Source organism: Pantoea latae (assembly GCF_002077695.1).
In the GTDB taxonomy this organism is placed as follows: Bacteria; Pseudomonadota; Gammaproteobacteria; order Enterobacterales; family Enterobacteriaceae; genus Pantoea; species Pantoea latae.
Genome location: NZ_MWUE01000019.1, coordinates 82,488 through 104,745 on the forward strand (window position 1 = coordinate 82,488; position 22,258 = coordinate 104,745).

The window sequence follows — 22,258 nt, forward strand, 5'->3', positions numbered from 1 at the left end:
ACCGGCGGTCCTGCGGGGCCGCTTTTGCCTGTGCGATGTGGGCTCGCTGCTGATGTGCGCCGGTTAAACTCCCGGTATTTCCATCCACAAGGATATTAACGTTGTGAGTAAGAGATTTCAGTTCAATCGCGCCTTCGCGCCCCGACACTAGCGACGGACCCGCCATCGGTGAGCCGTTTTCATCGGTTAACCATAAATATGCTGGATTAGACATAAAATTCCTTTTTTGTTGATTATTTATCATACTTATCAAATTTTGCGGTGAATTTGGGGAGCACAATGATAAGTATAACCACTGAAATAACTGTTAATGGCAGCCAGTACGCTGGGAGACACTCAAGGTAAAAAAATCCCAGTCCAGTCAGGCTAGCCAGAATAAGCCCTTCATTAAAAATAAGTGATAAAAAAGTTTTAAACATGATATTTGCTCTTTATCGCCTCGTATATTGCCTCACAGTGTAGGGGTGGCTAACTGCAGCCTTCTTTCTGTGAATTTCTTGATATTTTTTCATCCACAGGGATATTGACGTTATGCGTTGGGGATTTTAGTTCAATTGCCCCTTCGCGCCTAACACCCGCGACGGACCCGCCATCGTTGGGCCGTTTTCATCTGTTAACCATGAATATACTCGATGAGACATAAAACCTCTGTTTAAAACAAGGTTGTTTGTCAAAATTATCATAGCGGCCAAATAAAATGGGATGAACGAAAATAAAGATAAATATTGATATCACGGTAAATATAAGCCAGTAATTCGGAAAGAAATAAATAAAAAGAGAGGCGCTAGCAAAAATCCAGACAGGAAATAAGATTTCAGTGAACAATATCGATAAGAAACTTTTAAACATTAAAACTCTCCCTTACACAGTAGTGAAGCGCGCATAATTTATCCCTACACTTTATAGTGGTATTAAGGTATAACCGGAGAGCCAATCTATTCAAGCTCTTCTAACCACAGCGGGTTTAATTTGTGAGCTCACCAGCACTACCTACCTTGAGTAGGCATTTTTCCATCGACCCATATTCCCCATACGCATAAGCGCGAAGTTTTTATTATTTGTTGATATCAATAAACCTTCTTACCATCGGAGATAACAATTTCGTAAAGGGAGGTAAATATCGTGAATTTCCAGCAACTTAAAATCATCCGTGAGGCGGCGCGCTGCGAGTTCAATCTGACGGAAGTGGCAAACACGCTATTTACCTCGCAGTCGGGCGTCAGTCGCCATATCCGCGACCTGGAAGATGAGCTGGGCGTGGAGATTTTTATTCGTCGCGGCAAGCGACTGCTGGGCATGACCGAACCGGGTAAAGCGCTGCTGACCATCGCCGAACGCATTCTCGACGAGGCGGGCAAAGTGCGCCGTCTGGCCGACGTCTTCACCAATGAAACCAGCGGCATCCTGACCATCGCCACCACGCACACCCAGGCGCGCTACAGCCTGCCGCGCATCATCAAGGCGTTTCGCCAGCTCTATCCCAACGTGCGGCTGGAGTTAAATCAGGGATCGCCACAGGAGATCGTCGCCATGCTGCTGGCAGGTGAGGCGGATGTCGGTATCGCCAGTGAGCTGCTGGTTAATAACAGCAGCCTGGCGGCGTTCCCGTGGTTTAGCTGGCATCACGCGCTGCTGGTGCCGAGCGATCATGAGCTGGTGCAGCAGCAGCCGGTTTCGCTCAGCACGCTAAGCCGTTACCCGCTTATCACCTATCGTCAGGGTATCACCGGACGCTCGCGCGTCGACCGCGCCTTCCAGAGCGCCGGGCTGAAACCCGATATCGTGCTGAGCGCGCAGGACTCCGACGTGGTGAAAACCTATGTGGAACTGGGGTTAGGCGTCGGCATCCTTGCCGATCAGGCGTGTGAAACCCAGCAGAATGAGGGGCTGGTGCGTATCGACGCCCACCATCTGTTTGACGCCAATACCGTCTGGCTGGGCCTGAAGCGCGGACAGCTACAGCGCAACTATGTCTGGCAGTTTATGGAACTGTGCAACGCCAACCTCTCGCTGGAAGAGATCAAACGTCAGGCGCTCTCCTATCAGAGCGAAGAGGAGCCGGTTATCGACTTCCAGATCTAATCGGGCAGCGACTCGACGATGGCCAGCTGCAGGCCATCCCAGCCTTTACTGCCGACGGTTTGCAGCGCGGTCGCCGTCAGGTGCGGGCTGTCGCCGACGTCGCGCAGATAGTGTCGCAGCCCCTGTACGTTTTCGTCCGTTGACTGTGAGTCGACAATGCGCCCGCTGCGCACCACGTTATCGCCGATAATCACGCTGCCGACGCGCGCCAGCTTCAACGCCCAGCGCAGGTAGTGCGGATTATTGCGCTTATCGGCGTCGATAAAGATCATATCGAACGGCCCCTGCAGCTGCGGCAAGCTCTCCAGCGCCGGCCCGACCAGCAGCTCGATTTTATCCGCCACGCCCGCCTCGGCGAAATTGGCACGCGCCACCTGCGCATGCTGCGGCGAAAACTCCAGCGTAACGATGCGGCCATTCTCCGGCAGGGCGCGCGCCAGCCACAGCGTGCTGTAGCCGCCCAGCGTGCCGATCTCCAGAATACGCGAGGCGTTCATCATGCGCGCCAGCAGATAAAGCAGCTTGCCCTGGTTCGCTGCCACGTCAATCGGCGGCAAGCCCGCTTCCGCATTGCGTGCCAGCACCCCCTGCAGCACCGCATCCGGTTTGACCAGCGTCTCGGTGAAGTAATCATCAACCGCTCGCCACATATGATCGCTCATGGTTATCTCCTTGTTTAAAAACTGAGCATAGCAGTCGCGCGGCATAAAATTTTCTTTCCGCCCACAAAACTCGCTGATTAAGGCTATTGCCTGGCGAGAAAAACATCCTGCGCTGAGACGACGCGATAAAGTGAAATAAAACCGATCAAAGAGGGGAGTGAGATGTCGCGTCTTCAACTACAGGATCCCGATCTGCTGCGTCAGCAGGCGCTGTTCGACGGCCGCTGGCAGGCGGCGCACAACGGCGAAACCCTGCCGGTGACCGATCCCGCCAGCGGCGAAACGCTGGCGACCATTCCGGCGCTGGGCCGCGCGGAGACGGAGGCGGCCATCGCCTGCGCCGAGTCGGTGCGCGTCGCGTGGGGTAAAACCCCCAACGCCAGCCGCGCCGCGCTGCTGGAGAAGTGGCATCAGCTGATCCTCGCCCACGCTGACGATCTGGCGACCATCATGACCGCCGAACAGGGCAAGCCGCTGGCGGAGGCGAAAGGCGAGGTGCTCTACGGCGCCAGCTTTGTGAAGTGGTTTGCCGAAGAGGCGCGCCGCATCTACGGCGATACCATTCCCGCGCCGAGCGAGGATCGCCGCATTCTGGTGCTGAAACAGCCGGTCGGCGTCGCAGCGGCCATCACGCCGTGGAATTTTCCCATCGCCATGATTACGCGGAAAGTCGCGCCGGCGCTGGCGGCGGGCTGTCCGATTATCGTCAAGCCGTCGGAGCTGACGCCGCTTTCGGCGCTGGCGCTGGCGGTGCTGGCGGAGCGCGCGGGCTTTCCCGCCGGCGTGCTGCAGGTGGTGACCGGCCTGCCGACGGAGATCGGCGCGGCGCTGACCGGCAGTCGCCTGGTGCGGAAAATCTCCTTTACCGGCTCGACGCGCATCGGCCAGCTGCTGATGCAGCAGAGCGCCGACAGCGTCAAACGCCTCAGCCTGGAGCTGGGCGGCAACGCGCCTTTTATCGTCTTCGACGACGCCGATGTCGATATCGCGGTGGCGGGCGTAATGGTGAGCAAATTCCGCAACGCCGGACAGACCTGCGTCTGCGCCAACCGCATTCTGGTGCAGCGCGGCATCTATGCGCGCTTCGCGTCGAAGCTGCTCGAGGCGGTCGCCACGCTAAAAGTCGGCGACGGGTTTGCGCCCGGCAGCACCATCGGCCCGCTGATTAACGCGCGCGCGGTCGAGAAGGTCAACAGCCATATCGAGGATGCCCTTGCTCAGGGCGCGGCGCTGCTGACCGGCGGAACCAGCCACGGCAACGGCACGTACGTACAGCCAACGGTGCTGGGCGAGGTCACCGCGCAGATGCGTATCGCTCATGAAGAGACCTTTGGCCCGGTGGCGCCGCTGTTTATCTTCGACACGGAAGAAGAGGCGATCGCCATGGCCAACGACACCCCCTATGGGCTCGGCGCCTATTTCTTCACTGAGAATATTCGTCGCGCATGGCGCGTCGCCGAAGCGCTGGAATTTGGCATGGTCGGCTTTAATACCGGCGCGATCTCATTAGAAGTGGCGCCGTTCGGCGGCGTAAAATTATCCGGGATCGGGCGTGAAGGATCGCGCTATGGTATTGAAGAATATCTGGAACAGAAGGCGTTCCATATTGGCAGCCTGAATTAATCCTCAACCCTTTTTTATAATTTCTTACAGCAGGCGTTTGCGGCGAAAGCGGCAAACGCTTTTTTTATTTTGTGCGCTGCGTCAGGTTTTTCTCGTGGTTCGCCATTTTAGTGCAAGTTTCATGCGCGATGCACCACGGCAATGCATGATTTTTGTGAGCTAAATCATCTGTTTATTCCTTCGGCAATTACGCAAAATTTCCGCTTTCAATACGGCACAAAATTTTTTTGCGCTGTTTTAAACGCATTTTTATTTTTTAGCTGGCTGGCATACTTTCTGCATTACCTTTTTGCATGAGCTTATTAACGCTGAATATAAGCCTTGCGACAGCGCTAATTCCCTTTGGTTTGACGGGTGTGAAAAATAAGGAATTTTCCATGTTAAGTTTCGACCCTGAAAAAGTTTCGCTTCCGGTTGGCCACTATATCGACGGCCAGCACGTTCAGAGCCAAGGCGCGGCGTTTGCGGTAAAGCGCCCCTCAGACGGCAGGATCTACGCCACGCTGCATGAGGCGGACGCCGCCGACGTCGACCGCGCGGTGCAGATCGCCCATCAGGCGCTGAAAAGCAGCGGCTGGTCAGGCTGCGCGCCGCGCGAACGCGGCCGGGTGCTGCGCCGCTGGGCCGATCTGATCGAGCAGGACAGCCTGCTGGCGCAGCTGGAGGCGCTCGGATCCACCCGTCCGATTAGCGATGTGGCGCAGCATGAAATTCCGTTCACCGCCGAAGCGATCCGCTTCTACGCCGAGTGCGCCGACAAATACAGCGGCGATCTCTTTCCAACGCGCGACAGCAGCCTCGGCATGCTGATCGCCGAGCCCTACGGCGTGATAGGCGCCATTACGCCGTGGAATTTTCCGCTGTCGATGGCGTCATGGAAGTGCGGCCCGGCGCTGGCGGCGGGCAATGCGGTGGTGCTCAAGCCTTCCGAACTGACGCCGTTTTCCACCGTGCGCATGGCGGAACTGGCGCTGCAGGCCGGGCTGCCTGCCGGCGTGCTCAATATCGTACAGGGCAGCGGCGCGGTGACCGGCCATGCGCTGGTGACCCATCCGCTGGTGCGCAAGGTCTCTTTCACCGGCTCGACCCTGACCGGCGCGCGCATTATGAGCGACGTGGCGCAGCACGGCATGAAGCCGGTAACGCTGGAGCTGGGCGGCAAAAGTCCGCAGCTGGTGTTTGACGACGCGGGCGACATCGAGGTGCTGGCGCAGCGCATTCTGCGCGGCTTTACCGCCAACGGCGGCCAGGCGTGCGTCGCCGGCACCCGCCTGATTGTGCAGCGCGCCATCGCCGCGCCGCTGCTCGATCGCCTCGCCGCGCTGTGCCGCAGCGTGCAGCCCGGCGCGACCTGGCACGGCGACAGCCGCTACGCGCCGCTGATCGACGAACGTCAGGGCAACAAAGTCGCCTCGGTGATCGCCGCCGCGAAGGCGCAGGGCGCGGAAGTGCTGGTCGGCGGCGAGCGTTTCGCCGACACCGAAGCGGGCTGGTTCTGGCAGCCCACGCTGCTGTGCGGCGTCGCGCAGGATAACCCGGCGGTGCAGCAGGAGATCTTCGGCCCGGTGCTGACGGTGCAGACCTTTGACGATGAAGAAGAGGGGCTGCGGCTGGCGGCGCACGACACCTACGGCCTGTGCGCCGGGGTGCACACCCTGAGCCTGCCGCGCGCCATGCGGGCGATGCGCGCCATCGACGCCGGCACGGTATGGATTAACCGCTACGGCCGCTCCGGCGACTTTATCATTCCCACCGGCGGCTTTCTCGGCTCCGGCATCGGCAAAGATCTGGGGCGGCAGGCGTTTCAGGCCTGCCAGCGCCAGAAAAGCGTACTGATCGATTTTTAACTTTCCTGATAGAGACGAGGTCGCGTCATGGCACTGTTTAAACCGAAATACATCACCTTTGACTGTTACGGCACGCTGATTAACTTCGATATGGCGGGCGCGGCGGCGCGCTGCTTCGAGGCGCGCGTGGCGGCGAGCGAGATGCAGGCGTTCACCACCGATTTCGCCCGCTACCGTATGGATGAGGTGCTGGGCGCCTGGAAGCCCTACTACGACGTGGTCAGCAACGCGATACAGCGCACCTGCAAAAAGTGGGGCGTGGCGTGGGACAAGGCAGACAGCGACTATATCTACACCGACTGCGCCACCTGGGGACCGCATCCCGACGTGCCGGCGGGGCTGGCGAAACTGGCAACCGAATTTCCGCTGGTGCTGCTCAGCAACTCGATGAAGGATCTGCTGCCGCACCATATTCCGCGCCTGGGCGCGCCGATCCATCTGGCGATCACCGCCGAGGAAGTGGGCGCCTATAAGCCGCAGATGAAAGGCTTTGAATATATGCTGCAGAAGCTCAACTGCCGTCCAGACGAGATCCTGCACGTCTCCTCCAGCTTCCGCTACGACCTGATGACGGCGCACGACCTCGGCATTACGCACAAGGCCTGGGTTAATCGCGGCCATGAACCGGCGAACCCGTACTACGGCTACACCGAAATCAACGACATTGGCGGCCTGCCTGCCGTGGTCGGCCTCTGAGGATAGCGCAATGAAACTCGAATCCTTCTGGCAGGCCACCGCGCCCGCCTTTCACGGCGTGGCGCCGGGTTCGCTGCCGTCGCGCGCCGACGTGGTGGTGATCGGCGGCGGCTTTACCGGCGTCTCAGCGGCGCTGAGCCTGGCGCGCAGCGGCCTCGACGTGGTGCTGCTGGAGGGCGGCGAGGTGATGAGCCAGGCCTCGGCGCGCAACGGCGGACACTGCAACACCGGCGTGGCGCAGAACTTCGCCTCGCTGGTGGCGAGCCAGGGCATCGAGAAAGCGACGCGCTTTTACCGCGCCTATGACGACGCGGTGAGCTACGTCGAACAGCTGGTGCGCAACGAGCAGATCGACTGCGATTTCCGCCTGTGCGGCAAGCTCAAGCTCGCCAGCAAGGCGTCCCATTTCGCCGGGCTGCGCGAGGCGTGGGAGCTGATGCGCCGCACCGTGGATCCGGACATCGAGCTGCTTGACCAGGTGGCGATCCGTCGCGAAGTCAACAGCGACGCCTTTCACGGCGGGCTGCTGCAAAAGCGCGGCGGCCAGATGCATATGGGCAAGTTCGGCGTCGGGCTGGCGGAAGTGGCGGCGCGCAGCGGGGCGAAAATTTTCCCGCACCACGCCGTGACCGGCTTAACCCGCCTTGACGGCTATCGTCACCGCGTGCAGACGGCAAAAGGGGAGATCCTCGCCGATAAAGTGCTGATGGCGACCGGCTGCTCCAACGTCGGGCCGTTTCGCTGGTTCCAGCGCCGCATCGTGCCGGTGGGCAGCTTTATTGTGGTGACGGAGCCGCTGGGTGAGGCGCTGATCCGCCAGGTGCTGCCGCAGGATCGCACCTACGTCACTTCGCTGAATCTCGGCAACTACTTTCGCACCACCGCCGACCGGCGGCTGGTGTTCGGCGGCCGCGCGCGCTTCGCGGTGAGCAACCCCACCTCCGATTCGCGCAGCGGCGAGATCCTGCAGGCGACGATGGCGAGCCTTTTCCCCGCGCTGGCGCAGGCGCGTATCGACTACTGCTGGGGCGGGATGGTGGATATGTCCGCCGACCGGCTGCCGCACGCGGGCGAACATGACGGCGTCTTCTACTCGATGGGCTACAGCGGCCACGGCACGCAGATGTCGGTGTGGATGGGCGCGGTGATGGCGGATCTTATTGCCGAAAAAAGCAACCGCAACCCCTGGCAGCGCGACGCCTGGCCCGCACTGCCTGGCTATCACGGCAAGCCGTGGTTTTTGCCGCTGGCCGGACTCTATTACAAAGCCAAAGATCGTTTCTCTTAATGCTTGCATTCCAGGTGAACTTAAACGCTTATTGAGGGTACGCAGATGAGTAAAAATGATAATAACGCGCTGACGCGCATGCTGACCGAAGGCACGCTGTCGCGCCGCGGCCTGATGAAAATGCTCTCCGCCGGGGCGGTGATGAGCAGCGGCATTATCGGCTTCCCGCAGCTGGGCTTCGCCGCCGAAACGCCGGTGAAAGGCGGCAAAATCCGCGCCGCCATGTCCAACGCCTCCGCCACCGATACCCTCGATCCCGCCAAAGCCAACAACAGCGGCGACTATACGCGCCAGTGCATGTTCTACAACGGCCTGACCGAGCTGGATAAAGATCTCAAAGCCTTGCCCGCGCTCGCCTCTTCGCTCGACTCCAGCGACGGTATCACCTGGCAGATCAAGCTGCGCAGCGGCGTCACCTTTCACGACGGCAAGCCGCTCACCGCTAAAGATGTGATTTATTCGCTGAGCCGCCATAAAGATGCCGCGGTCGCCTCTAACGCCTTTAAAATCGCCGAGCAGTTCCAGACGCTGAGCGCGGTTAACGACAATGAAGTACAGCTGGTGCTGAGCCAGGCGAACTTCGATCTGCCCTATATTCTCGCCGCGCCGCCGTTTTTAATCGTGCAGGACGGCACCAAAGATTTCACCAAAGGGATCGGCACCGGGCCTTACGTCTGCAAAGAGTTTACGCCGGGCGTGCGCTCGGTCGGCACGAAAAACCCCCACTACTTTAAGTCGGGCCTGCCGCACCTCGACGAAGTCGAGCTGCTGGGCGTCACCGACCAGGCGGCGCGCGTCAACGCTCTGATGTCGGGCGATCTGCACATCGTCTCTACTCTGAGCGCCAACGACTGCAAGCGCATTAAGGCCACCAGCGACTTCGGCGTGCTGGAGAGCAAATCGGGCATGTACACCAACCTCATCGTGCGCACCGATATCAAACCCGGCAGCAACGAAGATTTCGTGCTGGCGCTGAAATATCTGCAGCCGCGCGAGATGCTGGTGAAAACCGTGCTGCAGGGCTACGGCGACGTCAGCAACGACACGCCGGTGCCGCCGTGGCACCCGCTCTACAACGCCGAGCTGAAGCCGCGTCCGCTTGACGTCGAGAAAGCCAAATTCCATATCGAGAAGGCGGGGATGAAGGGCGCGACGGTCGAGATTATTACCACGCCGAACATCGAAGGCGCGGTGGAGGGCGGCCAGCTGATCCAGCAGGTGTCGCGCAATGCCGGTATCAACGTCAAAGTGCGCCGCGTGCCCTATGACGGCTACTGGTCGACGCACTGGACCAAAGATCCGGTGGGCTACGGCTCGATCAACCCGCGTCCAACGCTCGATATGCTCTTCTCGCAGTTCTACCTCTCCGGCGCGCCCAATAACGAGTCGGGCTGGAAAAACCCGCAGTTCGACCAGCTGGTGGTGGCGGCGCGCGGCGAACGGGATCAGGCGAAGCGCAAGCAGATGTACGGCGATATGCAGAAGCTGATCTACGACCACTGCGGCACCATTATCCCGACCTTTATCAGCTCCACCGACGGCTACAGCAAAAAGGTGAAGGGCGTCGAAGCCTGGCCCTCCGGCATGATGATGGGCTACCGCTTCCACGAATTCGCCTGGCTGTCCGCTTAACCCTCTCTCTGATGGAGAACGCCGATGAACCGATACATGCTGTTCCTGATCGCCCGCCGCACCGGCGCCGGCATCCTGACGTTGCTGATCGTCTCGGCGGTGGTGTTTTTTATCACCAGCCTGCTGCCGGGCGACGCGGCGCAGATGATCCTCGGGCAAAACGCCACGCCGGAGACGGTGGCGGCGCTGCGCGCCCAGCTCGGGCTGGATCAGCCGCTGCTGCTGCGCTACTTCAGCTGGCTGGGCGGTATGCTGCAGGGCGATTTCGGCACCTCGTTCGCCAGCCACCTGCCGGTGATGCAGCTGGTGGCGCAGCGCATTCCCGCCACCTTTGAGCTGGCGGCCATCACCACGCTGATCTGCGTGCCGCTGGCGCTGGCGATCGGCATTACCGCCGCAATGACGCGCGGCTCGCTGCTGGATCGCGCGCTGGTGGTCAGCACCATGGCGATGGTGGCGGTGCCGGAGTTTCTGGTGGCGACGGTGGCGGTGCTGATCTTCGCCGTGAAGCTGCACTGGGTGTCGGCGATGTCCTTCGGCTCGCCCAATATGGATCTGGTCAGCTATCTGAAGGCCTATGCGCTGCCGGTGCTGACTCTCTGCTGCGTGCTGGTGGCGCAGATGGCGCGCATGACGCGCGCCGCCATTATCAACCAGCTCGACAGCCCTTATCTGGAGATGGCGCTGCTGAAAGGCGTTTCGCCGCTGCGCGCCGTGCTGCGCCACGCCTTGCCCAACGCGGTCGGCCCCATCGCCAACGCCATCTCGCTTAGCCTCTCCTATCTGTTCGGCGGGGTGATCATTATCGAAACCATCTTTAGCTATCCCGGCCTCGCCAGCCAGCTGGTGGATGCGGTCAGCAACCGCGACCTGCCGGTGGTGCAGTTTTGCGTGATGCTGTTCGCCGGCTGCTATCTGCTACTGCTGCTGCTGGCGGACGTGCTCACCATCGCCTTCAACCCGAAATGGAGAAGCGCATGAATACCTTACTTCCCGTTCGTTTCTTTCAGTCGCTGTCGATCTCCGGGCGGCTCGGTTTAGTGGTGTCGCTGTTCTGGCTGCTGATGGCGATTTTCGGCAACCAGCTGGCGCCGCACAACGTCGAGGATATCGGCGGCGGGCCGCTGTTCGGCGGCTTTACCGCCGACAACTGGCTCGGCACCGACGCGCTGGGGCGCGATATTCTCAGCCGCATCCTCTATGGCGCGAAGTTCTCGATAGGCCTGGCGCTGGGCGCGGCCATCGGCGCCAGCCTGATCGGCACGCTGCTGGCGCTGCTGGCGGCGGTGACCGGCCGCTGGCTGGAGGAGATTCTGGGGCGCGTCAACGACGCCATGCTGGTGCTGCCGGGCAAGGTGCTGTCGCTGATGATCGTGGCGGTCTTTGGCTCGTCGCTGCCGATGCTGCTGCTTACCGCCATCTTTACCTACTGGCCGGGCGCGTTCCGCATCGCCTTCGCCATGGCAGGCAGCCTGCGCAATATGGACTATGTGCGCGCCTCGCGGCTGCGCGGCGAAAGCCGCTGGTACGTCGCCATTCACGATATTTTGCCCAATATGCTGCACCCGATGCTGGCGGACTTTGGCCTGCGCTTCGTCTATATCGTGCTGCTGCTGAGCGGCCTGAGCTTTCTCGGCCTCGGCGTGCAGCCGCCTTACGCCGACTGGGGCACGCTGGTGCGTGAAAACATTCAGGGGCTGTTCGACGGCTCGCCGGCGGTGCTGATGCCTGCGCTGGCGATCGCCAGCCTGACCATCGGCGCCAACCTGTTTATCGACAGTCTGCAGCAGATGCGTCCGCTGACGCTGGCGAAGGAGGGCGTATGAACGTGATGCCGCACACCGCCATGCCGGTGATTACCGTGGATAAGCTGCGCGTCACGGCGCAGAGCGACAAGGGCGACGCCATCGATCTGGTGTCCGATATTCGTTTTACCGTGCAGAAAGGAGAGGTGCTGGCGCTGATTGGCGAATCCGGCTCCGGCAAAACCACTATCGCCATGGCGCTGATGGGCTATGCCCGTCCCGGCTGCCGCATCGCCGAGGGCAATATTCACGTGGCGGGCGTCGACGTCAACGGCCTGAGCCCGCAGCAGCTGCGCGAATTTCGCGGTAACAAAGTGGCCTATATTGCCCAGAGCGCGGCGGCCTCGTTTAACCCCGGCATGAAAATTATCGATCAGGTGATCGAGCCGGTGGTGATCCACGGCACCATGACGCGCAAGGCGGCGAAAGCCAAGGCGGTGGCGCTGTTCCGCGAGCTGGCGCTGCCCAACCCCGACACCATCGGCGATCGCTGGCCGCATCAGGTTTCTGGCGGGCAGCTGCAGCGTCTGATGACCGCGATGGCGCTGATCGGCGATCCCGACGTGGTGATCCTCGACGAGCCGACCACGGCGCTCGACGTCACCACCCAGGTAGAAGTGCTGAAAGCCTTTCGTCGCGTGGTGGCGCAGCGCGGCGTCACCGCCATCTACGTCAGTCACGATCTGGCGGTGGTGGCGCAGATGGCGGACCGCATTCTGGTGCTGCTGCGCGGCCAGATTGCCGAATATGGCACCACTGAACGGCTGATCGGCGCGCCGCAGGCGGAGTATACGCGGCTGCTGATGGACGCGGCGCGGCAGAAAGAGCGCCCCAGCCCGTGGCATCAGGCGCGCGGTGAGCTGCAGCCGCTGCTGGAGGTGCGCGACCTCTCTGCCGGCTACGGCCCGCGCGGCAGCGACGGGCAGCCGAAGATCCGTATCCTGGAGGATATCAACCTGCAGCTGTGGAAAGGGCAGGCGATCGGCATTATCGGCGAGTCGGGATCGGGCAAAACCACGCTGGCGCACGCCATCGCCGGCCTTAACGCGCCCTGCCACGGTCATATGCTGTTCAACGGCCACTATATTGCGGGCGATATGCACAAGCGGCCTGACAACGAGCTGCGCCGCATTCAGTATGTGTTTCAGATGGCGGACACCGCGCTCAATCCGGCGCACAGCGTCGAGCGCATCCTGTCGCGTCCGCTGGCGCTGTTTCACGGCTTGCGCGGGCAGGCGCTGACCCAGCGGCTGCATCAGCTGCTCGATCTGGTGAAGCTGCCGCGCAGCGTGCTGTGGCGACGCCCCTGGGCGCTCTCCGGCGGGCAGAAGCAGCGCGTTAACCTGGCGCGCGCGCTGGCGGCGGAGCCGGATCTGATCCTGTGCGACGAAGTGACCTCGGCGCTCGACACCGTGGTTGCCGCGGCGGTGCTGGATCTGATCAGCGAGCTGCGGCGCGAGCTGGGCCTGTCGGTGCTGTTTATCAGCCACGATATGCACGCGGTGCGCGCGGTGTGCGACAACATCGTGGTGATGAAGTCGGGGCGCATCGTCACCCAGCTGGCGCGGGACGATTACGACAAGCCGACCAGCGAACTCTATTTCGAGCGGCTGAAGCGCGCCGTGCCGGAGCTGCGGCAGGGGTGGCTGGATGAGCACGAAGAGATTTTAAAGGCGGAATAGGGCTATCTTGCTTGCCATAGTGTCCCCGGGCAGTGCGCGCTGAGCTGCCACTCTCTCTGCGGATCGCGAGACCGGCTGCGCCGCTCACCGATCCCATACACTAGCGCTGCCATAGCGTAGAGGGCAGCGCATTTAAAAAGCCAGGCATGATGTAAGGAGAAAACCATGACCGCACTTTTTCGCGCCATGAACGCGCAGGATCTGGAGCAGTGCTACGCCATGACGCAGCAGCTGAAATGGCCGCACCGTCGTGAAGACTGGCAGCAGGCGATGACCTTCGGCGAAGGCGTGGTGATTGAAGAGCAGGGCAAACTGCTCGGCAGCGCCATTCTCTGGCGCTGGGGCGAACGCGCTGCCACCATCGGGCTGGTGATGGTGGATGGCCAGCAGCAGGGCCGCGGGCTGGGCAAACAGCTGATGCTGACTCTGCTGGAGAAGGTGCCCGAGCACAACGTGCGGCTGCACGCCACCGAGATGGGCAAAGGGCTCTATGAGAAGCTCGGCTTTGTCACCACCGGGCAGATCCTCCAGCACCAGACGCGCGCGCTGGAGGCGGTGCCGCCCGTGGCGATCCCGGCGGGAGTGACGCTTCGCCGCGCGCAGGCGCAGGACGTGCCGACGCTGACCGCGCTCGACCAGCAGGCGCACGGCATGCTGCGCCCGCAGCTGATGGCGCATATCGTCAGCCAGCATCAGACCGTGCTGCTGGAGGATGCGCAGCATCAGGTTCACGGCTTCGCCAGCCTGCGCCGCTTCGGCCACGGCTGGGCGATTGGCCCGATTATCGCGCAGGATTTTCCGCTGGCGCAGGCGCTGGTCGCCTCGCTGATGCAGGGGCTGCGCGGCGAGTTCGTGCGCATCGACACCGACGCTGCGCTGCCGCTGGCCGGCTGGCTCGCCACGCTCGGGCTGGCGCAGGTGGACAATCCCACCACCATGGTGCGCGGCACGCCCTGGACGCCGCAGGCGGATACCATGCAGGCGTTCGGCCTGATGACCCAGGCGATGGCCTGATGCAGATCCTCTATAAATCAGATCCCCAGCGCGGCGCGCTGTGGCAGCAGTGGCTGGCGCAGCACGCGCCCGATATTCAGCTGCATCTCTGGCCGGAAAGCGGCAACCCGCATGAGATCGAAATGCTGATCGCCTGGCAGCCGCCGGAAAGGCTGATGGAAACCTGGCCCAACCTGAAAGCGCTGCTGTCGGTGGGCGCAGGCGCCGATCAGTTCGATCTTGCCGCCTTGCCGCCCGACCTGCCGGTGGTGCGCATGATCGAGCCGGGCCTGACCCAGGGCATGGTGGAGTATGTCACCTTCGCGGTGCTCGGCCTGCATCGCGATATGGTGCGCTACCTGCAGCAGCAGCGCGAGGCGCAGTGGCTGGCGCACAGCGTCCGGCCCGCCGCCACGCGGCGCGTCGGCGTGATGGGGCTCGGCGAGCTGGGCCAGGCCGCGCTGCGGCAGCTGGCAACGCTCGGCTTCGACTGCGCCGGCTGGAGCCGCACGCCGCGCCAGCTCGACGGCGTCGCGTGCTTTCACGGTGACGGGCAGCTCAGCGCGTTTCTGGCGCGCAGCGACATTCTGGTCTGCCTGCTGCCGCTGACGGCGGAGACGCGCGGCCTGCTGAACCGCGATCTTTTTAGCCAGCTACCGCCGGGCGCGGCGCTGGTGCAGGCGGGACGCGGCGCGCAGCTGCATCATGCCGATCTGCTGGCGGCGCTCGACAGTGGCCAGCTCGGCGCGGCGGTAATCGACGTCACCGATCCCGAGCCGCTGCCGCCGTCCCATCCCTTCTGGCGTCATCCCGCTATCTGGCTGACGCCGCATATCGCCAGCCAGACGCAAAACGAGAGCGCCGTGGCCGCGCTGCTCGAGAACCTGCGTCGCTATCAGCGCGGCGAACCGATGATCGGTCTGATCGACCGCGCGCGAGGTTATTAATGAACATTGACGCTCTTGTCGCGCTGCGGCGCGATCTGCATGCCCACCCGGAACTGGGCTATCAGGAGACGCGCACCGGCGACATCGTGGCGCGCTTTCTGCACCAGCTGGGGCTGAAGGTCCATCGCAACATCGGCAAAACCGGCGTGGTCGGCGTGCTGACGCGCGGCGACGGCAGGCGGGCGATTGGGCTGCGCGCCGATATGGACGCGCTGCCGATGCAGGATCAGGGCGACGCGCCCTGGAAAAGCAGGACGGCGAACGTCTGCCACGCCTGCGGCCACGACGGGCATACCGCGATGCTGCTCGGCGCGGCGCAGCAGCTGGCGGAGACGGGCGACTTCAACGGCACGATCTACTTTATCTTTCAGCCGGCGGAAGAGGGGCTGGCGGGCGCGAAGGCGATGATCGACGACGGCTTGTTCAGCCGCTTTCCCTGCGAGGCGGTCTATGCGCTGCACAACTGGCCGGAGCTGCCGCTCGGTGAGGTGCAGACCCGTCCCGGCGCCATTATGGCGGCGGCGGACCGCTTCGATATTAGGGTAAAAGGCGGCGGCGGCCACGCCGCGCAGCCGCATCTGACGCGCGACACGCTGCTGGCGACCAGCGAACTGGTGGTGCAGCTCAATACGCTGGTGGCGCGCGCCATCGATCCCTGCGAAGCGGCGCTGCTGAGCGTGACGCGCATGCAGGGCGGCTTCTCGCACAACATGATCCCGGCGGAGGCGTCGATCACCGGCACGGTGCGCACCTTCAGCCCGACGGCGCAGGATACGCTCGAAGCGCGGCTGCGCGAGATGGCGCATCACGTTACCGCCGCACACGGCCTGCAGGCGGAAGTGAACTATTTGCGCTACTACCCGGCCACGATAAACAGCGAGGCAGAGGCGAAGCTTGCCGTTGAAGCGCTCAGCGAGGCGGGATTCAGCGCCCGCGTCGCGCGCCAGCCCGCGCTCACCTCAGAGGACTTCGCCTTTATGCTGCAGGCGAAGCCGGGCGCCTATCTCTGGATTGGCTCGGCGCCGTCGCGGCCGCTGCACCACTCCGCCTACGACTTTAACGACGAGCTGATCCCCTATGGCGTGCGCGCCTTAACGGCGCTTGCCCGCCGCGCATCAGGTTAAGAAATTTCCCTGCTGTAAGGGCACCGATTTTGACAGGAAATGCCGCAGCCTTACCCATAACGGCAGCATGCTAAACCAGTGGGTTGCGATACTTGAGCCAACCGAACGTTACGTGGATGAGGTAAAAAATGCAGAATGTCATCGCCAAACAACAGACCTATTCAGACAACAGTTTGCTGCTGGACGCGCGCGAGCAGAACGTGCCGCGCGGCGTGGTCACCGCGCACCCGCTGGTGATTGAGCGCGCAAAGGGCAGCGAAGTGTGGGACGTCGAAGGCAACCGCTATCTCGACTTCGTCGGCGGCATCGGCGTGCTCAACGTCGGGCACAACCATCCGGCGGTGGTCAACGCCGTTACGCGCCAGCTGGGGCTGGTGTCGCACGCCTGTTTTCAGGTGGTGGCCTATCCGGGCTACATCGAACTGGCGCAGCGGCTTAACCAGCTGGTTGGCGGCGAAGAGGCCTACAAGAGCGTCTTCTTCACCAGCGGCGCGGAGGCAGTGGAGAACGCGATTAAAATCGCCCGCGCCCATACCAACCGCTCCGGGGTCATCGCCTTTGACGGCGCCTTCCACGGCCGCACGCTGCTGGGCGTGACGCTGACCGGCATGAGCCAGCCCTATAAACAGAACTTTGGCCCGTTCCCGGCGGATATTTACCGCCTGCCGTTCCCTAATCCGCTGCACGGCGTGACAGAAGTAGACTGCCTGAAGGCGCTGGATCAGCTGTTCGCGGTGCAGATCGCGCCGGAGCGCGTCGCGGCGATCATTATCGAGCCGGTGCAGGGCGACGGCGGCTTCCTGCTTGCCGGCCCGGCGTTTATGCAGGCGCTGCGCCGCATTACCGAGCAGCACGGCATTGTGCTGATCTGCGACGAAGTGCAGACCGGCTTTGGCCGCACCGGCAAAATGTTCGCTTTCCAGCATCTCAACATCAAACCTGACCTGGTCACGGTGGCGAAAAGCCTCGGCGGCGGCCTGCCGATCTCCGGCGTGGTGGGCAAGGCGGCGATCATGGACGCGCCGACGCCGGGCGGGCTGGGCGGCACCTACGGCGGCAACGCGCTGGGCTGCGCGGCGGCGCTGGCGGTGCTCGATCTGCTGGAGCATGACAACCTGCTGGCGCGCGCCAACCAGCTCGGCGAGCAGCTGCACGCGCGGCTGCAGCAGCTGGCGGAGAAGTACGCCTGCATCGGCGACGTGCGCGGCCTCGGCTTTATGCTGGCGGTGGAGATCCTCGATTTCGAAAGCGGCAAGCCAGACGCTGCGCTGACGCAGAAGATCCTCGACAGCGCCTGTCAGGAGGGGCTGCTGCTGATTAAGTGTGGCGTTCAGCGCAACGTGGTGCGCTTCCTCGCGCCGCTTGTCACAACCGATTCACAATTAGAAGAGGCGCTGCACATTTTTGATATTGCGCTGGCGCGCGCCACCGGCCGTCTCGGATAATGCCTTCTTCCTCATTGATATTGCTGGAATAATTATAATTTTTCCTGATGGTTAACACGCATGTTAACGCTGGCGCTGGCGGCGCAAAGCGTGTTATACCATCAGCACGTCCTGCACAATTGGTTAACAATGAGGGGTGGTATGAACGGCTTAATGAAACTTGACCGCATCGATATCAACATCCTGGTGCAACTGCAAAAAGATGGCCGTATCAGCAACGTTAATCTCGCCGACGCCGTGGGACTTTCGCCCAGTCCGTGCCTGCAGCGCGTCAAGCGCCTTGAGCAGGCGGGGTTTATCACCGGCTATGAAGCCCATATCAATCTCACCAAAATCACCGACTCGGTCACGGTGTTTACCGAAGTGACGCTCTCGGGCCATCGCCGCGAAGATTTTATGAAGTTCGAAAGCGCGCTGCGCGATGTGGATGAGCTGATGGAGTGTCATCTGATCACCGGCGGCTACGACTATCTGCTGCGCTTTATCACCCGCAGCATTGAGCACTATCAGGAAGTGATCGAGAAGATGCTCGATGCGCAGATCGGCATCGACAAATATTTTAGCTATATCGTGATTAAATCACCGGTGATGAAGAGCAGCGTGCCGCTGCGCTCGCTGATTACGCGGCAGAACGATGTGCTGAGCGCGCTCTAGGTCACTTTCTTCATTCTCATCAAACGCAATAACAGAAGCGGCTAAAGCAGACGCTTTAGTCGTCATCGTTGTTATTCCACTCCTCTGTTCGTTTCTGGAATCTACCCCGCAAAAATGGCTTGAATTCACTAATGTAATGCGGTTTCAGACGATATAAAATCTGGTGAAAAATAGGGAGGTGAACATCATGGATCACTATCATATGCCCGCGCTGACAATGGACGAAATTCGCCAAATTGGCGAGTTGGCGGTTGCCCATGTCACAAGTTTGAAAATCGCCACCACTAAAACGGAAGATTTTTTACTCAATGAGTTAAACAGAAGAGAAACCGAAGACGCTTTTAAAAAGTGCGGCATCACTGCGGCTGAAGGAAGAAAGATTTTTAATGAAGTATTTAACAGCGTAAGGAAGGGTGAATAGGAAATAGTCAACAGTTTGTTAGCATGCTTTACATGAGGTTTTAATATGCCAGACCACAAGCAGTGGGTCTTTACCAGGCTAGTAGAAGACACGGACGATATCAGACAGCTGATCGCTTATGCCATATATAAAGCCGACAAAGATGATTATGCGAAACAACTGGTCAGGCGTCGACTGCCTGAATCGCAATTGCCTGCATATCTGGAACGTTATCATGACAGCATAGCGTATTCAGAGCGACAGCTTGACCATTACCGCGATAAAGCCGCCTGTATTATTGATCGGTTGGTACTGACAGTCAGTCAGCAGGTCCAGTATGCCTGTGATCGCAAAATTGCATCATTGAAACTTAGCCACGAAGCGGAGCTGGATAAGAAATAGATTGAGTGGGGCAAAAACGCAACGGCTTATAGCGCTTATCTGGCAAAACCAGCCTGGTCAGCCACATTAATGAACGGGGTTATTAAATGGCTCCTCAGCGGCATATCAGGTTTACTGGCAACGCTGTTTTCTACGCTGTTAATTGTGGGTACGCTTTCGCTCTTTGCGCCAGAAATGAGAAGCGCAGCCCGGAATATATTGAAAAATGGCATCGATACCTTGATCCCTTTAAACCCAACAGGTTTATCTGATACCGGACGACATAATGAGTAGGCTGTTCCTGTAGCGAAATCGGTTTCACACTCTTTTTACACCTGATCAAGCCTGCTGTTTCTACGCAGCATAAAATTTCTTTTCCACCTTTTTTTCACCGCATTTGACCGGTTCGCCGCGCCTCTTCAGCCGCGTCGGCTGGCGCTGCGCCTTTACTATAAATTGATGCCGCGACAAGGAGTTATTTATGACCGCACCGATCATTGCAGACCATATCTGGCAGCGCGACGACTTTACCCTCTCTACCAAACGGACGCGGCTGGATATGGACTGGATCCACTTTCAGCTGGCAGAACGTTCCTACTGGGCGAAGGGGCAGGCGCGCGCCACCACCGAGCGGGCCATCGCCGCGTCGCTGCCGTTCGGGCTGTACCGGGGCGAAGCGCAGATCGGCTTTGCGCGGCTGATTACCGACTACACCCGCTTCGGCTGGCTGTGCGACGTGATGATTGACGAGGCGTGGCGCGGTCACGGCTTAGGTAGCTGGCTGGCCAGCTGCGTGCGCGAGCATCCGGAGCTGGCCACGGTGCGCCGCTGGATGCTCTCTACAAACGATGCCCATCAGCTCTACCAGCGGCTCGGCTGGCGCGTAGTGCAGGAGCCGCACAAGCTGATGGAGTTCCCTCTCTCCTGACTCTGGAGCGACACAGATGCGTTACCGCGTTGGCGTGGATATTGGCGGATCCTTTACCGATTTCGCCGTGCTGGATCGGCAAACTAATCAGATCCATACCCTGAAAGTGCTGTCGCGGCCCGATGCGCCAGGCAGCGAAATCCTCACCGGGCTGGCGCAGTTCGCCGAGCGCGACGGGCTGGATCCAGCAGAGATTGGCTACTTTACCCACGGCACCACGGTCGGCATCAACGCCGTGATCCAGCGGCGCGGCGTGCGGCTGGCGCTGTTCGCCACCGAAGGCTTCTGCGACGTGCTGGAGCTGGCGCGGCTAAAAATCCCCCATATTCATGACCTCTTTTCGCGGCGGCCCGCGCCGCTGATCAGCCGCGACCGCGTTTTTCCCATTCACGAGCGCACCGACCGCGACGGCAATGTGCTGCAGCCCGTGGATCGCGGCAGCGTGCTGGCGGCTATCGAGCAGGCGCGCGCCGCCGGCTGTCAGGGCATCGTGGTAGCGCTGCTGCACAGCTATCGCAACCGGCACAACGAGGCGGCGGTAAAGGCGATCGTTGACGACGTGGCGCCGGAGCTGCTGACCTCCTGCTCCGCCGACATCTGGCCGATTATTCGCGAATATGAGCGCACCATTACCGCCACCATCAACGCCTACGTGCAGCCGATGGTGATCAACTACCTGGAAAAATTCGAACAGGCGCTGCGTGACAAAGGCGTTACTACGCAGCCGCGCATCACCAAATCCAACGGCGGCGTGATGGGCGTCACCCAGGCGAAGCGCGAATGCGTGCAGATGGTGCTCTCCGGCACCGCTTCGGGGGTGATCGGCGCCAGCTATCTCGCCAGCGCCTGCGGCTTTGACCGCATTCTTAGCCTCGATATCGGCGGCACCAGCGCCGACGTGGCGGTGATCGTGAACGGCGAGGTGGCGCAGGGCAACGGCGAAATCATCGGCGATTTTCCCATCTACATTCCCTCAGTGGCGGTGACTTCGGTCGGGCAGGGCGGCGGATCCCTGGCGTGGATCGACGCCCAGGGCGTGATGCAGATGGGACCGGACAGCGCGGGTTCGCTGCCGGGTCCGGTCTGTTTCCAGCGCGGCGGCACCCAGCCGACCGCCACCGACGCCTTTGCCGCCTGCGGCATGATCGGCCACGGCGATCTCGGCTATCACGCCGTGCAGGTGGATGTCGCCGCCGCGCGCGCCGCCTGGCAGCCGCTGGCCGAGCGCCTCGGCGTCTCGGTGGAGCAGACCGCCGAAACCGCCATCGAACTGGCGATCTCCAGCATGTACAGCGACACCAGCGGCCTGCTGTCGCGCTTCGGCCTCGACCCGCGTGAGTTCTGGTTCCTCGCCTTCGGCGGCGCAGGGCCGATGATGGGCTGCTTTCTGGCGCGCGAACTCAATATGAAAGGGGTCATCGTGCCGCCGACGCCTGGCGTGCTCTCGGCGCTGGGCGGGCTGGTAGCGGATATCCGCAACGATTTTATCCGCACGCTTTACGGCGATCTCAGCGTGCAGCTGGCGGATCGGCTGGCGACCGAAGCAGAGAGCCTGAGTCAGCGGGCGCAGGCCTGGCTGGCGGCGGAGCACGGCGGCGAGATGCCCTTTACGCTGCAGTTCAGCGCCGATATGCGCTATCGCGGCCAGTCGTTCGAGATTGACGTGCCGCTGCAGGCGGCGTGGCTGGCAAACGCCGACGTGGCGGCGCTGCACGCGGCGTTCGACCAGCAGCATCATCAGCTGTTTGGCCATAGCGACGCCGACGCGCCGGTGCAGCTGATCAATCTGCGGCTGGTGATCGCTTCGCCCACGCCGAAACCGGCGCTGAATCGCCTTCCTGCGGCCAGTGAGCCGGTAAAAGCGGCGAAGCAGGTGCAGGCGTGGATCGACGGCGCCTTTCATCAGGTCGATCTGGTGCTGCGCGCCACGCTGCGCCCCGGTCATCAGCTGCGCGGGCCGGTGATTGTGGCGCAGGATGACAGCACCACCTGCGTACCGCCGCGTATGCAGGTCGAGGTGGACTGCTTCGGCAATCTGTTAATTACCCCGCTGAACGAGGAGAAGTGAT

Annotated in this window: 18 protein-coding genes and 2 pseudogenes; 18 read left to right on the plus strand and 2 right to left on the minus strand. The window is 61.4% G+C overall.

The window, feature by feature from the left end:
• Positions 1-58: 58 nt before the first annotated feature.
• Positions 59-214, minus strand: a pseudogene (locus B2J69_RS13560) (type VI secretion system tube protein Hcp); the annotation flags it as partial.
• 908 nt (positions 215-1,122) lie between these two features.
• Between B2J69_RS13560 and cbl the strand changes: the two are divergent.
• Positions 1,123-2,082: an HTH-type transcriptional regulator Cbl gene (gene cbl, locus B2J69_RS13570; RefSeq protein WP_081140018.1), complete on the plus strand. Its 960-nt coding sequence runs from the start codon at positions 1,123-1,125 to the stop codon at positions 2,080-2,082.
• Here the strand turns inward: cbl and B2J69_RS13575 are convergent.
• Positions 2,079-2,744, minus strand: a complete 666-nt coding sequence (locus B2J69_RS13575) for an O-methyltransferase (protein ID WP_081140134.1) — start codon at positions 2,742-2,744, stop codon at positions 2,079-2,081. The two genes, cbl and B2J69_RS13575, sit on opposite strands and share 4 nt — an antisense overlap.
• A gap of 162 nt (positions 2,745-2,906) precedes the next feature.
• On the opposite strand from B2J69_RS13575, the gene B2J69_RS13580 reads away from it, so the two are divergent.
• The 17 genes and pseudogenes from B2J69_RS13580 (at position 2,907) to B2J69_RS13660 (ending at position 22,257) form a co-directional block, all read left to right on the plus strand.
• A complete protein-coding gene (locus B2J69_RS13580) occupies positions 2,907-4,367 on the plus strand; it encodes an NAD-dependent succinate-semialdehyde dehydrogenase (protein WP_081140020.1) in 1,461 nt (486 codons plus the stop codon).
• Positions 4,368-4,744: 377 nt separating this feature from the next.
• Complete coding sequence (locus B2J69_RS13585; RefSeq protein ID WP_081140021.1) at positions 4,745-6,214, plus strand: aldehyde dehydrogenase family protein; 1,470 nt, start codon at positions 4,745-4,747, stop codon at positions 6,212-6,214.
• A gap of 27 nt (positions 6,215-6,241) precedes the next feature.
• Positions 6,242-6,910 carry a haloacid dehalogenase type II gene (locus B2J69_RS13590; RefSeq protein ID WP_081140023.1) on the plus strand — a complete coding sequence of 223 codons (669 nt, stop codon included), beginning with the start codon at positions 6,242-6,244 and terminating at the stop codon, positions 6,908-6,910.
• Positions 6,911-6,920: 10 nt separating this feature from the next.
• Entirely contained in the window at positions 6,921-8,198 is a 1,278-nt protein-coding gene (locus B2J69_RS13595) for an NAD(P)/FAD-dependent oxidoreductase (protein ID WP_081140025.1), read from the plus strand.
• Between the two features lie 45 nt (positions 8,199-8,243).
• Complete coding sequence (locus tag B2J69_RS13600; RefSeq protein ID WP_081140027.1) at positions 8,244-9,830, plus strand: ABC transporter substrate-binding protein; 1,587 nt, start codon at positions 8,244-8,246, stop codon at positions 9,828-9,830.
• A gap of 24 nt (positions 9,831-9,854) precedes the next feature.
• Positions 9,855-10,811 (plus strand): ABC transporter permease, encoded by a 957-nt coding sequence (locus tag B2J69_RS13605; protein WP_081140029.1) that lies wholly within the window; start codon positions 9,855-9,857, stop codon positions 10,809-10,811.
• Entirely contained in the window at positions 10,808-11,656 is an 849-nt protein-coding gene (locus B2J69_RS13610; protein WP_081140030.1) for an ABC transporter permease, read from the plus strand. The genes B2J69_RS13605 and B2J69_RS13610 overlap by 4 nt, the downstream gene beginning before the upstream one ends.
• Entirely contained in the window at positions 11,653-13,317 is a 1,665-nt protein-coding gene (locus B2J69_RS13615) for an ABC transporter ATP-binding protein (protein ID WP_081140032.1), read from the plus strand. The genes B2J69_RS13610 and B2J69_RS13615 overlap by 4 nt, the downstream gene beginning before the upstream one ends.
• Before the next feature lie 165 nt (positions 13,318-13,482).
• Positions 13,483-14,331: a GNAT family N-acetyltransferase gene (locus B2J69_RS13620; protein ID WP_081140034.1), complete on the plus strand. Its 849-nt coding sequence runs from the start codon at positions 13,483-13,485 to the stop codon at positions 14,329-14,331.
• The gene (locus tag B2J69_RS13625) at positions 14,331-15,257 is read left to right on the plus strand and encodes a 2-hydroxyacid dehydrogenase (protein ID WP_081140035.1); all 927 of its coding nucleotides are present in this window, start codon (positions 14,331-14,333) and stop codon (positions 15,255-15,257) included. Before B2J69_RS13620 ends, B2J69_RS13625 begins: the two co-directional genes overlap by 1 nt.
• Before the next feature lie 5 nt (positions 15,258-15,262).
• Positions 15,263-16,394 (plus strand): annotated as a pseudogene (locus tag B2J69_RS13630) (M20 aminoacylase family protein); the annotation flags it as partial.
• Positions 16,395-16,509: 115 nt separating this feature from the next.
• Positions 16,510-17,826 carry a 4-aminobutyrate--2-oxoglutarate transaminase gene (gabT, locus tag B2J69_RS13635; protein ID WP_081140039.1) on the plus strand — a complete coding sequence of 439 codons (1,317 nt, stop codon included), beginning with the start codon at positions 16,510-16,512 and terminating at the stop codon, positions 17,824-17,826.
• A gap of 141 nt (positions 17,827-17,967) precedes the next feature.
• A complete protein-coding gene (locus B2J69_RS13640; protein ID WP_081140041.1) occupies positions 17,968-18,480 on the plus strand; it encodes an Lrp/AsnC family transcriptional regulator in 513 nt (170 codons plus the stop codon).
• Between the two features lie 187 nt (positions 18,481-18,667).
• Entirely contained in the window at positions 18,668-18,901 is a 234-nt protein-coding gene (locus tag B2J69_RS13645; protein ID WP_143806287.1) for a hypothetical protein, read from the plus strand.
• 45 nt (positions 18,902-18,946) lie between these two features.
• Positions 18,947-19,282 (plus strand): hypothetical protein, encoded by a 336-nt coding sequence (locus tag B2J69_RS13650; protein ID WP_081140045.1) that lies wholly within the window; start codon positions 18,947-18,949, stop codon positions 19,280-19,282.
• A gap of 460 nt (positions 19,283-19,742) precedes the next feature.
• The gene (locus B2J69_RS13655) at positions 19,743-20,189 is read left to right on the plus strand and encodes a GNAT family N-acetyltransferase (protein ID WP_081140047.1); all 447 of its coding nucleotides are present in this window, start codon (positions 19,743-19,745) and stop codon (positions 20,187-20,189) included.
• A gap of 16 nt (positions 20,190-20,205) precedes the next feature.
• Positions 20,206-22,257: a hydantoinase/oxoprolinase family protein gene (locus B2J69_RS13660; protein WP_081140049.1), complete on the plus strand. Its 2,052-nt coding sequence runs from the start codon at positions 20,206-20,208 to the stop codon at positions 22,255-22,257.
• Position 22,258: the final 1 nt, after the last annotated feature.

Coding starts and splice junctions, on each gene's coding strand:
- B2J69_RS13650 (WP_081140045.1), top strand. CDS start 18,947: ATGCCAGACCACAAGCAGTGGGTCTTTACCAGGCTAGTAGAAGACACG.
- B2J69_RS13655 (WP_081140047.1), top strand. CDS start 19,743: ATGACCGCACCGATCATTGCAGACCATATCTGGCAGCGCGACGACTTT.
- gabT (WP_081140039.1), top strand. CDS start 16,510: ATGCAGAATGTCATCGCCAAACAACAGACCTATTCAGACAACAGTTTG.
- B2J69_RS13590 (WP_081140023.1), top strand. CDS start 6,242: ATGGCACTGTTTAAACCGAAATACATCACCTTTGACTGTTACGGCACG.
- B2J69_RS13580 (WP_081140020.1), top strand. CDS start 2,907: ATGTCGCGTCTTCAACTACAGGATCCCGATCTGCTGCGTCAGCAGGCG.
- B2J69_RS13575 (WP_081140134.1), bottom strand. CDS start 2,744: ATGAGCGATCATATGTGGCGAGCGGTTGATGATTACTTCACCGAGACG.
- B2J69_RS13620 (WP_081140034.1), top strand. CDS start 13,483: ATGACCGCACTTTTTCGCGCCATGAACGCGCAGGATCTGGAGCAGTGC.
- B2J69_RS13600 (WP_081140027.1), top strand. CDS start 8,244: ATGAGTAAAAATGATAATAACGCGCTGACGCGCATGCTGACCGAAGGC.
- B2J69_RS13660 (WP_081140049.1), top strand. CDS start 20,206: ATGCGTTACCGCGTTGGCGTGGATATTGGCGGATCCTTTACCGATTTC.
- B2J69_RS13585 (WP_081140021.1), top strand. CDS start 4,745: ATGTTAAGTTTCGACCCTGAAAAAGTTTCGCTTCCGGTTGGCCACTAT.
- B2J69_RS13640 (WP_081140041.1), top strand. CDS start 17,968: ATGAACGGCTTAATGAAACTTGACCGCATCGATATCAACATCCTGGTG.
- B2J69_RS13615 (WP_081140032.1), top strand. CDS start 11,653: ATGAACGTGATGCCGCACACCGCCATGCCGGTGATTACCGTGGATAAG.
- B2J69_RS13645 (WP_143806287.1), top strand. CDS start 18,668: ATGGATCACTATCATATGCCCGCGCTGACAATGGACGAAATTCGCCAA.
- B2J69_RS13595 (WP_081140025.1), top strand. CDS start 6,921: ATGAAACTCGAATCCTTCTGGCAGGCCACCGCGCCCGCCTTTCACGGC.
- B2J69_RS13605 (WP_081140029.1), top strand. CDS start 9,855: ATGAACCGATACATGCTGTTCCTGATCGCCCGCCGCACCGGCGCCGGC.
- B2J69_RS13610 (WP_081140030.1), top strand. CDS start 10,808: ATGAATACCTTACTTCCCGTTCGTTTCTTTCAGTCGCTGTCGATCTCC.
- B2J69_RS13625 (WP_081140035.1), top strand. CDS start 14,331: ATGCAGATCCTCTATAAATCAGATCCCCAGCGCGGCGCGCTGTGGCAG.